The following is a 13,904-nucleotide window of genomic DNA, read 5'->3' as shown; positions in this document are numbered from 1 at the left end:
GAATATACCTCATGTAAGTGTTTGTCTGATAAGTATTCTAGTCTTTCGTTGTACTAATGTGAGGTTTCAGGGTAACTTTGTCCATCAATTTTCTGTTATAATGGGGGACAGCATTAAATAGGCATGGAGGTTGACCATGGCACAATATACGCCGATGATAGAGCAATATTTAAAGGTAAAGGAAGGGGCTAAGGATGCCTTCCTATTTTTTAGACTGGGCGATTTCTATGAAATGTTCTTTGAAGATGCCATTTTGGCTTCCAAGGAGCTTGAGATTACGTTGACAGGCCGCGAAGGCGGGGGCGAGGAGAAAATCCCTATGTGTGGAGTGCCTTACCACGCCGCCGAGGGATATATTCAACGCCTGATAGAAAAAGGATATAAAGTCGCCATTTGTGAGCAGTTAGAGGATGCTTCAGTCACTAAAGGCATGGTGAAGCGGGATATTGTACGCGTCGTGACACCAGGAACCGTGATGGATGGAAAAATCATTGCTGACAAGAGCAATAACTACCTCGTTTGCGTCACCGAAAGTGACGGAATGATGGCATTAGCTGCCTGCGATTTAACAACTGGTGAGCTGTATGTTACTTCGGTATTATCTGGAGCCGAATGGCTGCGTGATGAGATTGGCATTTATGAACCGGCTGAGATCATCGGAGACGCTGCACTTTTGGAGATCCTGCGAAGCGAAACGCCGCTGTTAGCCAAACCTGTAGTTTACACCCCTTGGGAGAAACGCGAGGAGGAGCTGGCACGTCGTCAGTTCGGTGAAGCGGCATGGGTACGTCTAGAGAAGGAACGTGGACAATGTCTGGCGCTTCTGATCTCTTATCTGAATGAGACCCAGCGGCGTTCGTTAGGGCAGCTTAGTCAGATTTCTCCTTATGAACCAGGCAATTATATGATTCTAGATCCATTTACACGCCGGAATCTTGAACTAACCGAGACGGTTCGCGAACGCTCCAAAAAAGGATCCCTGCTCTGGCTGCTGGATCGAACGGAAACGTCGATGGGCGCCCGTCTGTTGCGCCGCAGAATTGATAAGCCGCTATTGCAGCGAGCTCCGATCGAACGGCGCCTAGAGGCTGTCGATTATTTGTACAATCAGTTTATCGTTCGCGAGGACCTGCGTTTAGCGCTTAAAGAAATTTATGATTTGGAGCGTTTGGTGGGTCGTATTGCTTTTGGCAGCGCCAATGGCCGTGATATGAATGCTCTGAAATTATCGCTGGCACAAATTCCTGCATTGAAGGATTTATGTATGACCTCCGGTTCAGCTACTTTACGAGAGATCGGTGCAAGTATGGATGAATGCGCTGAGCTGCGAGAGGATATTGACCGCGCAATCGTCGAGGATGCCCCGGTGTCTGTGCGCGACGGTGGCATTATCCGTTCCGGTTATCATGAACGTTTGGACGAGCTTAGGGAAGCTAGCAGTAACGGTAAACGTTGGATCGCTGAACTGGAAGCTAAGGAAAGACAGGCCACTGGCATTAAGTCACTGAAGATCGGCTATAACAAAATCTTCGGGTATTTCATAGAGATCACCAAATCCAATCTGGCTGCACTGCCGGAAGGAAGATATGAACGTAAGCAGACGCTTGCCAACGCAGAGCGTTTTGTCACTCCTGAGCTTAAGGAGAAGGAAGCACTCATCCTTGAAGCTCAGGATAAAATGACGGATTTGGAATACAGCCTGTTTACCGAGCTGCGTGATCGCATCAGCGGGCAAATTCCCCGCCTGCAAAATCTTGCGGAAAAGGTTGCCGAAATTGATGTATATCAATGCTTGGCGGCAGTTAGTGCCGAACATCGTTTTGTGAAGCCAGTCCTTTCGGATGGTTATGATCTTCGGCTTGAAGGGGGCCGTCATCCCGTTGTGGAGGCGGTGCTTAAAGATTCTGCTTTTATTGCAAATGGAAGCACGCTGAGTAAGGAAGAAGGTAATATCCTTCTAATTACAGGTCCTAATATGGCGGGAAAAAGTACTTACATGCGTCAGGTGGCGCTGATCTGCATCATGGCTCAGATTGGATGTTTTGTACCAGCAAACAGTGCTGAAGTTCCGCTTATAGACCGGATCTTTACTCGTATTGGAGCAGCTGATGATTTGATCGGTGGACAAAGTACATTTATGGTGGAAATGGCTGATATCCAGGTTATGACAGAGAAAGCAACAGCTCGTAGCTTGATTATTATTGATGAGCTGGGAAGAGGTACCTCGACCAGTGAAGGTATGGCCATCGCTCAGGCGGTTATTGAATATGTACATGATGTTATTTCTTGCAAAGCTCTAGTTTCGACGCATTTTCATGAATTGGCTCATTTGGAAGGAAGTCTTAAAGGACTGCGGAATTACTCTATGGCTGTTCAAGAGAGCGGTGATAAAGTTAACTTCCTGCGCAAGCTAGTTCCTGGAGCGGCTGACAGCAGCTATGGCATCTATTGTGCACGTCTTGCGGGTCTTCCTGAAGGGATTATTGACCGAGCTTATGGTCTCTTGCAGAGCATTGAGCAGGCAGCCCATCCTGGTGGTTCTGAACTTCATTACGGGGGAAGCCTCGAAAGACAGGCGGCTGTAAGAGAAGTTGCTAGCGCATCCTCGATAGCGCAAGCCGTAAGTGTCATCACTGAGGCACCTGTAGAAAATGAGGTTGTTCAGTTGTCTATCTTTGGTGAGGAAGAACCACGCAAGAATCGCAAAGGTAGTGCACATCAAGTTGCGGTAACCGAAATCCAAGAGAATCCTGCGCTAAAAGAGTTCATTTCTTCTGTGCGTGACGCTGATCTTATGAATATGACGCCGCTGCAGGCGATGAGTCTGTTGAACGAGCTGAAGATGAAGGTTAAGGATCTGCAATAAAGATTTTATAATAATTGATTGCCTAAATAAGAGGTGAATGAAATGGCCAAAATTCATATATTGGACGAGCATATTGCCAACCAGATAGCTGCGGGTGAAGTAGTAGAGCGGCCAGCTTCTGTTGTAAAGGAGCTTGTCGAGAATGCAATTGACGCTGGCAGTACAAGAATTGAGGTATCGGTAGAAGAGGGGGGCTTGCAGAGCATCCGCGTTAAAGATAATGGCTCCGGGATTGATCCTGAAGATTGCGAGACCGCCTTTTACCGGCATGCTACAAGTAAAATTCTGAATGGCCGCGATCTATTTCAAATCACAAGCTTAGGCTTCCGCGGAGAGGCACTTCCCAGTATTGCCGCGGTCTCCAAGGTATCGCTTCTAACTGCAACTGCCGATGACGGCAAAGGGCGCCTAGTAGACATTGAGGGTGGCAATCTCATACGAAATGAGGACGCTCCTTCCGGCCGGGGAAGTGATCTTGCCGTTCGTGAATTGTTTTTTAATACGCCGGCAAGGCTGAAATATATGAAGAGTATTCAGACGGAGCTGGGCCATATCTCAGATGCCATGTACCGCATGGCGCTGGCTCATCCGGGGATCTCTTTTACCTTGCATCATAATGGCAATCAGCTGCTGCATACGCTCGGAAATGGTGATCTGCTGCAGGTCATCGCAGCTGTTTACGGAACCAATGCCGCCAAAGCAATGCTGCCGATTACGGCAGAAGACTTGGATTACCGGATTTCCGGATATATTAGTCGTCCAGAATGGACACGTTCCAATCGAAATGCAATCACTACTATTGTCGGTGGACGTTATATTCGCAGTAATGGACTGAACGCAGCAATCATGCGTGCTTATCACACCTTGCTTCCGATTAACCGTTATCCGTTATTAGTTCTTGAACTGGATATGCACCCCTCTTTGGTAGATGTCAATGTACATCCAGCAAAACTCGAGGTTAGATTCAGTAAGGAGAATGAGCTTTACACCTTTGTTGAGCAGGAGATCCGCAAAATACTGCTGGGGCAAAGTCTGATTCCACGTCCAAGCAAGGAAACAATCGGACCCAAGGGCAGCAGCTCCTTTATCCAGGAGCAATTTGCTTTTTCCAAAGGAGCTGTTCCGCCGTCATCTTCGAATGGTGATGAGAAGGATACAGCCCCTACGGGATCTGCCAGCTTCTTAAGTGGACTACAGTCATCGAACCCTGACCGTAATTCCCGTGATTTTAGCAAGGATGGTCAGGCGGATCATCAGGTAGCTCGCGAGGTAGCTCCAGCTTACGGATCAGGCTATCCGTCTTCATCTTCGCAGGGGCGCCAAACTAATGCGAATACTAGTTATTCCAATAGCTATCGCCCGCAAGAAACGTCAATGGCGCAGAAGCAGCTCCCTTCGGTTGAGAAGCTATGGGCTCCACCACAACAAGAAGAGCCTCGACTTCCGGCCTTTCCTGAGCTTAATTATATAGGCCAGCATCATGGGACCTATATTATTGCCCAGAATGATGGAGGACTCTATTTAATCGATCAGCATGCGGCACATGAACGTATTAATTACGAATACTTCTATGAGAAATTTGGTCGGCCGGAGGATGCCTCACAGGAGCTGCTACTGCCGATTACACTGGAGTTCACGCCTTCTGAAAGTCGTCAGCTTAGTGAACGTCTACATTGGTTTCAGCAGGCCGGGGTATACCTTGAGCACTTTGGCGGACAGACCTTTCTTGTTCGTTCTTTGCCCTATTGGTTTCCTGAAGGGGATGAGAAGGCGGTCGTTGAAGAAATGGCGGAGTGGGTCTTAAGCGAGCGTATGATTGATCTTGCGAAGCTACGAGAAAAGTCATCGATTCTGTGTTCATGTAAAGCCTCGATTAAGGCCAACCATAAACTAACAGAACAGGAAGTGGAGGCTCTGTTATCCCGACTGGCAGAGTGCAAACAACCGTATACTTGCCCACATGGACGGCCGATTGTGATCTCTTTTTCATCCTATGATTTAGAGAAATTGTTCAAGCGGGTTATGTAATTATACATTTTTTGAAATTTGTTAAGAGCAAGACTGGAGGCACCATGATTATAACTACGGGGTATAGCCCGATAATGGAAATAGTAGAACGCGCGCAAAGCCTTGCGGAGAGAACGGGTTGTAGTTATGCTCCACGTGAGAAGCTCTCCATTACAAGGATGGTTGAACATTACGGAGATGAGGATATTCTGATTCTATCTCAGGACGCTGTTCGACTACACCGCTTAGGAATGGAGCCTATGGAGTTTCATCCGAGCATGGGCTTCGTTCGCGCTAAACGAATTCTAAAGGGTGAGATCGAGCCGCTGCTTGTTGCGGCTCGAATGCTTCCCGGAGATAGCGTATTGGATTGTACAGCTGGATTAGGAGCTGACTCCTTACTGTTTGCTGTACATGGTGGTGAGTCCTCAGAGGTTACCGCTTTGGAGAGCTCATTACCGCTGTACGCACTGCTCAGTGAAGGGATGTCTCATTACATCTCTGGGCAAGTAAAGGTCAATGAGGCTTTACGCAGAGTTAATGTTGTGCATAGTGAACATTTGGATTATTTACGGTCTCAACCAGATCGAAGTGTGGATATTGTTTACTTTGATCCTATGTTTCGCGTGCCTCTGACGGGTTCTGCCTCGATTTCCCCGCTGCGGCAATTCGCTAACCGTGCAGCCTTATCGACAGAGAGTGTAGCCGAAGCGGTTAGGGTCGCCCGTAAGACTGTTCTTTTAAAAGAAAAGGCTTTGAGTGGGGAATTTGAACGCCTAGGGTTTACTGAGCTGCTCCGAAGCAACTCCAAAACATCGTACGGGGTGATACACATTGACAACTAAAGAAAGGCATAAGGTTCTAGTGCTGTTAGGACCAACTGCCGTAGGCAAAACCCGGTTAAGTCTGGAGCTGGCAGCGGCTTATAACGCTGAGATTATTTCCGGCGATTCGATGCAGGTTTATCGTGGTATGGATATTGGTACAGCTAAGATTACACCCGCCGAAATGAACGGCATTCCCCATCACCTGATCGATATTCATGATCCGCAGGATGCGTATTCTGCCGCTGAATTTCAAGAGCAGGGCACTAGACTCATCGAGGAGATAAGCGCTAGAGGGAAGCTTCCCTTTATCGTAGGGGGGACTGGACTGTATATTGAGTCTTTATGTTACGGCTTTCAGTTCTCGGAAGCAGTGGCTGATGAAGCTTTCCGTAAAGAGCAGGATCAATTTGCGGAAGAACATGGAGCGCTTGCACTGCATGCCAGACTCGAGGCGGTTGATCCAGTCAGCGCAGCCAAACTTCATCCTAACGACCGTCGCAGAATTATCCGTGCACTGGAAATTCAACACCAGACAAACACTACACTTTCCGCTTCTCATGCTGCTCAAAAGAAGGAATCTCCCTATGACTTATGTCTCATAGGTTTGACAATGGACCGGAAAATACTATATAAACGTATTGAGGACCGAATTGATAGCATGCTGGCGGATGGTCTCGTTGCTGAGGTGAAGGGACTGCTGGATAACGGTTACAGCAGAAGCCTTGTGTCCATGCAGGGATTGGGTTACAAGGAAATTGCCGCTTACCTGGCGGGAGAGCTGACGCTGGAAGAAGCTGTGATACTGCTTAAACGCGATACTCGCCGATTCGCCAAAAGACAGTTGTCATGGTTTCGCCACATGAAGGAAATCGAGTGGATCGATGTCGAAGGTGAACAAAACTTTTCTGAGAATTTCTCAAAAATACGTGGTATAATAGCAGGAAAGTTTCTCTCAGGTCTTGAATATACTTCTGAACAATCTAATTGAACCATTGGGGGTACGTCATATGAACAAGTCCATTAACATCCAAGATACATTCTTGAACCAACTACGCAAAGAAAATATCCCTGCTACGGTATATCTGACCAACGGTTTTCAAATCCGGGGAATAATTAAAGCATTCGACAATTTTACAATCGTCATTGACAGTGATGGACGCCAGCAAATGGTGTATAAACACGCAATTTCCACGTTCACACCACAACGTAGTGTATCACTGATGCAAGACAGCAGTAGTGAAGAATAACATTTATCAAAAATGAATTGAAACCTTTCTTGTTTATAAATCGTTTGAATAGAGTGTGAGAGAGCAACCTGTGAAGGTTGTTCTTTTCATTCATGGCAGACCATTTATGTTTATTTCCGAAAGGGAGTCAGGAGGCATTATGTCTAGAGACGATACATCCAGGACGAATCACAATAGAGATAGAGGATCGTCCAGTTCCAAATCAAAACCAAAATCAAAACCAAAAAAGAAAAAGAAATTTTTGACGAAGAAGCGTGTGCTGTGGAGCTTGTTCTTCGCTACGGCATTGGCCATTTTCTGTGCATTAGGTGGATATCTGTTCATTATGCTAAATGGTCAAAAGCTTCTGCTTGAGAACCAGGATAAGCTAACAGTGAATGAAACGACTAAGGTATATGACCGCAATGCTAATTTAATCGGCGAATTATCACTGGAGAAAAGTGATCCAGTAGAGTATGAAGAAATTCCACCGTTATTGGTTAACGCTTTTGTAGCCACAGAGGATAAACGTTTCTTCGAACATTCTGGTGTGGATTTATGGTCGATTGGCCGGGCAGCAGTAAAGGATATAGCCGCACGAAGTATGGTAGAGGGCGGTAGTACCATTACTCAACAGCTCGCCAAAAACATCTTCCTGACACGGGACAAGACGTTTTTCCGTAAAGCTACTGAGGTGTCGATTGCCGTAGCCCTGGAGAATCAGAAATCTAAAGAAGAGATTATTACCATGTATCTGAACCGGATTAACTTCGGGGGTACAATTTACGGAATTAAAGCAGCATCAGTAAGATATTTTGGTAAAAGTGATTTGAGTCAGCTTAAGGTTTGGGAAATCGCGACATTGGCGGCTATGCCAAAAGGCCCGTCTCGTTACAACCCGCTGCGTAACCCTGATCTTTCGAAGGAACGCCGGGCAGTAGTGCTTCAGCTTATGTATGAGCAAGGGTACATTACGGAGCAGGAAAGAGACGAAGCAAAAGCCGTAGATTATAACTATAAGCCGCCAGAAAAGAAACAGCGTTATCAAGCATTTATTGATTTTGCAGTAGATGAGGCGGAAGAAAAATTTGGATTGTCAGAAGATGATCTGAATATCGGCGGATACAAAATTTACACTACCATGGATAAGCATGCTCAAGAAACGGTTGAAGATGCTTTTGCAGATAGTGATAATTTTGAAAAGAGTGTAGATGAAGAGCTGGTACAAGGCTCAATGACGATTGTGAATCAGGAGAATGGCAGCATTGTCGCACTCCTTGGCGGACGGAATTATGAGAAAAAAGGCTACAGTCGTGTAACTGGCAGCCGTCGTTCTCCAGGTTCTGCTTTCAAACCAATTGTCTCTTATGCTCCAGCGCTGGAAACTGGGAAATTCACCATGAATTCAACGCTAAGCAACGAGAAGCAATGTTTCGCGAACTATTGTCCAACCAACCTGCACGGATATTCTAAGAGCATCAACATGAGTGATGCCATTCAGAAATCAGAGAATATTCCGGCTGTTTGGCTGCTCAATGAAATTGGTGTGAATACCGGATTTAAATTTGCCAAGAAACTAGGCATTGGATTGGAAGATGAGGATAAGAACCTATCGCTGGCTCTTGGAGGCATGAGCAAAGGGACCAATACGCTGGAAATGGCGCAAGCCTACAGCGCTTTTGCAAATGGCGGCGAACTAAGAGAGGCTTATTCCATTAAATCCATCTCTGATAGCAGTGGTGAGACGGTCTACAAAGCGAATACAACGCCTGAGCGAGTGATGAGTAAGGAAACAGCTTATCAAATGACTGAGATGATGCAGAAGGTCGTGGAGAGCGGTACGGGTAGAAAAGCTAGGATTGACCGTCCTGTTGCCGGTAAGACCGGTACGACGCAAAGTGGATATTCTGGAATCAGCTCGAACCGTGATGTATGGTTTGTAGGCTATACGCCAGAATGGACTGCAGCAGTCTGGATGGGTTACGACAAGCCAAGTAAAAAGCATCTGCTTAAGAACAGCAGTCCGCTTGCCGCTGCTTTCTGGGGTAAGGTCATGGAGGAAGCGCTGAAGGATGTTCCTAAGAAATCCTTCCCGCACCTCGATAACGAGATTGCCCCTGAGCCTACTGAAACACCAGAAACAGCTCAGACTGTTACTGGACTATCAGCAGCATATGATCCTTCTACGATGACTGTAAATCTCAATTGGGAGGCAGTTCCTGTTGCCGGCGTTGAGTATCGTATTTATCGTAGAGAGACATCGGAAGCTGAATTTGGCTCACTGTTAAATACAGTGACTACCAGCGCAGGCGATTTTAGTGCACTGCCTGGTTTGGTTTACGAGTATTATGTAACTTCTTATGACCCTGCGCTAAAAGTGGAGAGCGAACCCTCCAATGTGGTTAGTGTATCCGTGCAGGATGAAATGCCGACCCCTGAACCCACCATAGATCCTAATCTTCCGACCCCGACCCCAGAGGACGGTGGCAACAACGGAGAGAATGGAAATGGTGGCAATAACGGAGGCGGCAATGAGGGTGGCGGAAATGACGGTGGTACTACAATCCCTGAAATCACCCCGCCACCGCCAACACCAATGCCGACCCCAACTCCAGAACCCACTATCGGTGGAGAGGGTTCCGGCGATGAGAGTGGGAATGTATCCACAAACCCTGATCCAGAGACAGGTTTTGTGAACGGGGATTCTTCCACTCAATAAAACGAATTTGAATTTCAAACAATGGCTTTTTCCATGGCAGTCCAGCTTTGCTCTATTTATAGAGCGAAGCTGGACTGCCGTTTTTATTAGGTTTAGAAGAAAAATTTCTCGTATTTTGCGGGATATTTTGAGTGTATCCTCTAAATGTGTTAAGCTGAATAGACCATACTGGAGAGGGTAATTTCTATGAAACGTAAATTCGGAGACCGGGCCAACTGGCGCCGGATTACGCGTCGCCATTTTGCCTGCCGCTATGTGGAGAGCCGGGAATTCAGCGGATATATTACGCTTTATACCATCTACGGGCTGAAAGAACCACTGTGGAAGAGCTATGGACGACATACATATCGTATTGCAGATAAAGGTTATTCCTGGCTGCAATATTTTCCGAAAGATAGTCACTATATTGTGACGGCTATGTTCGACGAAAAACAAAATATTGTTCAATGGTACATAGACACCTGTAAAGTGCAAGGCGTTACTGACCAAGGTGTGCCTTGGTTTGACGATTTGTATCTGGACGTGGTAGTACTTTGGAACGGCGAGGTGTTTTTGCTCGATGAGGATGAACTGGAGGAAGCACTGGAGAGGCAAGACATCTCAGAAAGCGATTATAAGCTAGCCTGGGAGACTGCCCATACTATTTTACGTGGCATCGATGCTCATGCTTTCCCTTATTTCTCACTCTCTTTGAAACATCGTGCCGAATTATTTCATCATGGAGAATTCAGGAGGAAATAAAGATGGAATGGTACGTTTATGGAAGAGACTCTTCCCCGATTCGGATTGTTCGCAAAAAACGCCGAATTTGGTCTAAACGAACGTTGCTTATTGCTTTAATGGTTATTGTTGTAGTTGGTTTGTTGTGGTGTGCGTACGCATTGAGGAATATCAATAAAGCTGCAACGACAGATCCTATGCTCAAAGCCGATACAGGGATCATTCTTGGCATGTCGATGTGGGGAGATGAACCTAGCCCGGGATTGAAGGAACGATTGGATTACGGGCTTAAGCTTTACCAAGAGGGGATGTTCCCGCATTTCATAGTTTCTGGAGGTTTGGATAAACCTGATCTTAAATATACCGAAGGTCAAGGCATGCGCAATTATTTAGTAGCTCATGGAGTTCCGGATAGCGCCATTTCTGTTGAAAATAAAGCTACCAGCACTTACGAGAATCTTCTGTATAGCAAAGCAATTATGACAAGTGAGGGATTGTCCTCAGCAATTATTATTACGCATACATATCATGGATGGCGTTCACACGAAATCGCGGACGAGCTCGGTTATGTGAATCCTGAACTGGGGCTTACTGAATCCACTGTTCTGTCGATGACAAGGCATAAGTCGCGTGAAATTCTAGCCTATACGAAATGGAAAATCCAGCAGTTGTTCCTGTAATTGTTCCCAAATATCAGAATCTTCTAATAATGCTTCCTATTCTGGAAGAGACTTGATTAGAAAAGCCAGCCCCCAAATGGACTAAACTCTAAAGGGGGGCTATTTGTTATTTGTATATCAAAAATAATGGGGTTGTGAAATGATAAAAAAATAAATGTCTGCTTATGACTTTTATGCATTTCGGTCATTTTATCCTCGTGTACCATCGTAGAAGATGCGAGAGATAGCAGGGAATCCAATGTCGAAACCCCATTCTTTAAAACAAGTGCATGATGTCATTCAGTTATTGCATATAATGCTCTAACGAGGTGATTACAATGGGTGAAGAAAATTTAAGAAAGATAACCATTAATGATTCCAGAATGAATATAACTTTCAAAAATCAAGACCCAACAAATATTACGAATGAAACATTGGAGAGCGCGCTGGCTCAAAATAATCATTTAGAATCTACAAAAGAAATCCTGCAAGAGCTTCATGAGCTTATCGGTCTTGAAAAGGTGAAGGATCTTATATATGAAATTCATGCGCTTATCCAAGTGGAAAAAATGAGACAAGAACTGGGGTTAAATGTAGTTAATCAGGTTTATCATATGTTGTTTAAAGGCAACCCCGGGACTGGAAAAACAACTGTAGCAAGAATCGTTGCCAAGCTGTTAAAGAATATGGGCATATTAAGTAAAGGTCAATTAATCGAAGTAGAGAGAGCGGATTTAGTGGGGGAATACATAGGGCATACAGCTCAAAAGACCAGAGACCTTGTTAAGAAGGCTATGGGTGGCGTATTATTCATTGACGAGGCTTATAGCTTGGCTAGAGGCGGAGATAAGGATTTTGGAAAAGAGGCAATCGACTGTCTTGTAAAGGTTATGGAGGACAGGAATGATGATCTCATCATTATCTTAGCGGGTTATCCAAATGAAATGGAGATGTTCATGGAGGCTAATACCGGGCTTCCCTCACGTTTTCCAATTCAACTTGATTTTCAGGACTACACAACAGATGAACTGATATTGATTGCACATAAAATGGCAGCTGAAAGAGACTATATAATTACTCCAGAAACAAACGGGAAACTAAAAGAGTTAATCCTTAATGAGAAAATTATTGAAGAAAACTTTAGTAATGCCCGGTATGTACGCAATATCCTCGAGCAGGCAATCCGCCATCAAGCGGTTAGATTAATAAGCAGACATGTTAAAATATCCAAACAATCTTTGATGGAGATCTTACCGAGAGACCTTGTTCTTCCGGTCGATGATTATTCAAAAGGGGAGAGTATAATCTCTTAAATAAATTGACACCAGCTAAGTTTATACGTGCTTAGTCGGTTTATCTTTTATAAAAGATTGAAGATTATCATAAAGAAAATGCTGACAGAATGGTGAGCCGTTCCATTATCAGCCTATATTACCAATGAAACTTATGATAAAATGTTTTGAAGCGCTGTGAATGAACAGGTTCATCTGTATAACATCAGCAAGAAGTGAAAAACTGATTAAATGGTACACAAAGATTCTATTACCGTCATAAGGAGCATGAATAAATGGCAATAACTACGCATGATACAGAAACGGATATTCAAGATCGGGCGATATTGGTCACTCTCGTCACAGATAAAATTAAACGTACCGGTATTGACCCAGAGCTTTCTCTGCAGGAATTAGTACAATTAGCAGAAACAGCAGGTGTTGAAGTCCTGGATGTGTTGCGTCAGAATAAGGATACACCGGATTCGAAATGGTTTATCGGGAAAGGTAAGGTAGAAGAGCTCCGCATGGCCGCTGATGGTCTTGGAGCTAATACGGCTATTTTTGATCAGGAATTATCTGGAGCGCAGGTACGGAACCTTGAAGAGTCTCTGGATCTGAAGATTATTGATCGGACGCAGCTCATTTTGGATATTTTTGCTGGGCGGGCCAAAACGCGAGAGGGTATTATTCAAGTAGAGCTGGCACAGCTGTCCTATCTTTTGCCGCGGTTATCCGGTCAAGGCAAAAACTTATCCAGATTAGGCGGGGGGATAGGAACCAGAGGGCCAGGTGAAAGTAAGCTTGAGACCGATCGCCGCCATATTCGCGGTCGGATTACGGAGTTGAAACGCCAGTTGGATGAGGTAGTTAAAACCCGTGAATTGCACCGTGAACGCCGCCGTAAGGCAGGGGCAGTGCAGGTTGCTCTAGTCGGCTACACGAATGCTGGTAAATCGACGCTGCTTAAGCAGCTTACGGATGCGGATGTTTATATTGAGAATCAATTGTTTGCTACGCTTGACCCTACTTCACGTGTGCTTCAACTAACGGGTGGCAAAGAGGTAGTGCTTACGGATACTGTAGGCTTCATTCAGAATCTTCCGCATGATCTTGTAGCATCTTTCCGCGCAACGCTGGAGGAAGTCAATGAGGCCAATCTGGTGTTGCATGTAGTGGATGCCTCATCTCCAATGCGTGAGGAGCAGATGGAGATTGTGCAAACTATTTTGCAAGATTTAGGGGCAGCCAGCAAACCGCAAATAGTGCTTTTTAATAAAATCGATCTATGTGAGCCTGAGCAACTGGAAATGCTGCCAACAGGCACAGGGTTTTTGAAGATCAGTGCGTTTAACCCGGAGGATTTAACCCGGATTATTGAAATTATCTCTGATGAGTTGGCTGGAGATACGCTGAATTTTCGCATTCCTGGAGACCGAGGCGATATTTCTTCCCTGCTTTACAGAGTAGGTGAGGTTCTGGAAACCACCTATGATGAGAACGATGTTATCTATAACGTCCGTCTTAATAAAGAGGATTATGATAAATGGGGTTACATGCTTGCTGATTTTGTGGACCAGCCGTAATCTTCTTTGTTCCCCTAAAGTGG

General features: G+C 45.3%; 10 protein-coding genes. All 10 read left to right on the top strand.

The window, feature by feature from the left end:
* The first annotated feature begins 136 nt into the window (after positions 1-136).
* Positions 137-2,866: a DNA mismatch repair protein MutS gene (gene mutS, locus MHB56_RS01565; RefSeq protein ID WP_076184448.1), complete on the top strand. Its 2,730-nt coding sequence runs from the start codon at positions 137-139 to the stop codon at positions 2,864-2,866.
* 42 nt (positions 2,867-2,908) lie between these two features.
* On the top strand, positions 2,909-4,894 hold the full coding sequence (mutL, locus tag MHB56_RS01560; protein ID WP_341143181.1) for a DNA mismatch repair endonuclease MutL: 1,986 nt from the start codon (positions 2,909-2,911) through the stop codon (positions 4,892-4,894).
* Between the two features lie 74 nt (positions 4,895-4,968).
* Positions 4,969-5,718, top strand: coding sequence for a class I SAM-dependent methyltransferase (locus tag MHB56_RS01555; protein WP_341143180.1), 750 nt, complete (start codon positions 4,969-4,971; stop codon positions 5,716-5,718).
* Positions 5,708-6,688: a tRNA (adenosine(37)-N6)-dimethylallyltransferase MiaA gene (gene miaA, locus MHB56_RS01550; RefSeq protein WP_175619957.1), complete on the top strand. Its 981-nt coding sequence runs from the start codon at positions 5,708-5,710 to the stop codon at positions 6,686-6,688. Before MHB56_RS01555 ends, miaA begins: the two co-directional genes overlap by 11 nt.
* A 19-nt stretch (positions 6,689-6,707) precedes the next feature.
* On the top strand, positions 6,708-6,947 hold the full coding sequence (gene hfq, locus MHB56_RS01545) for an RNA chaperone Hfq (protein WP_036687741.1): 240 nt from the start codon (positions 6,708-6,710) through the stop codon (positions 6,945-6,947).
* 139 nt (positions 6,948-7,086) lie between these two features.
* Positions 7,087-9,645, top strand: a complete 2,559-nt coding sequence (locus MHB56_RS01540) for a transglycosylase domain-containing protein (RefSeq protein WP_341143179.1) — start codon at positions 7,087-7,089, stop codon at positions 9,643-9,645.
* A gap of 186 nt (positions 9,646-9,831) precedes the next feature.
* Complete coding sequence (locus MHB56_RS01535) at positions 9,832-10,386, top strand: DUF402 domain-containing protein (protein ID WP_036687739.1); 555 nt, start codon at positions 9,832-9,834, stop codon at positions 10,384-10,386.
* A 2-nt stretch (positions 10,387-10,388) separates the two neighbouring features.
* The gene (locus MHB56_RS01530; RefSeq protein ID WP_076279293.1) at positions 10,389-11,045 is read left to right on the top strand and encodes a YdcF family protein; all 657 of its coding nucleotides are present in this window, start codon (positions 10,389-10,391) and stop codon (positions 11,043-11,045) included.
* A 317-nt stretch (positions 11,046-11,362) separates the two neighbouring features.
* Positions 11,363-12,337: an AAA family ATPase gene (locus MHB56_RS01525; RefSeq protein WP_076098759.1), complete on the top strand. Its 975-nt coding sequence runs from the start codon at positions 11,363-11,365 to the stop codon at positions 12,335-12,337.
* A gap of 254 nt (positions 12,338-12,591) precedes the next feature.
* Positions 12,592-13,881, top strand: a complete 1,290-nt coding sequence (gene hflX, locus MHB56_RS01520; protein WP_341143178.1) for a GTPase HflX — start codon at positions 12,592-12,594, stop codon at positions 13,879-13,881.
* The last annotated feature ends 23 nt before the right edge of the window (positions 13,882-13,904 follow it).

The sequence above is a fragment of the Paenibacillus sp. FSL H8-0315 genome, assembly GCF_038005365.1.
In the GTDB taxonomy this organism is placed as follows: Bacteria; Bacillota; Bacilli; order Paenibacillales; family Paenibacillaceae; genus Paenibacillus_AQ; species Paenibacillus_AQ odorifer.
Note: the sequence above shows the minus strand (reverse complement) of the source record. Positions and strands in the feature narration are given on the sequence as shown.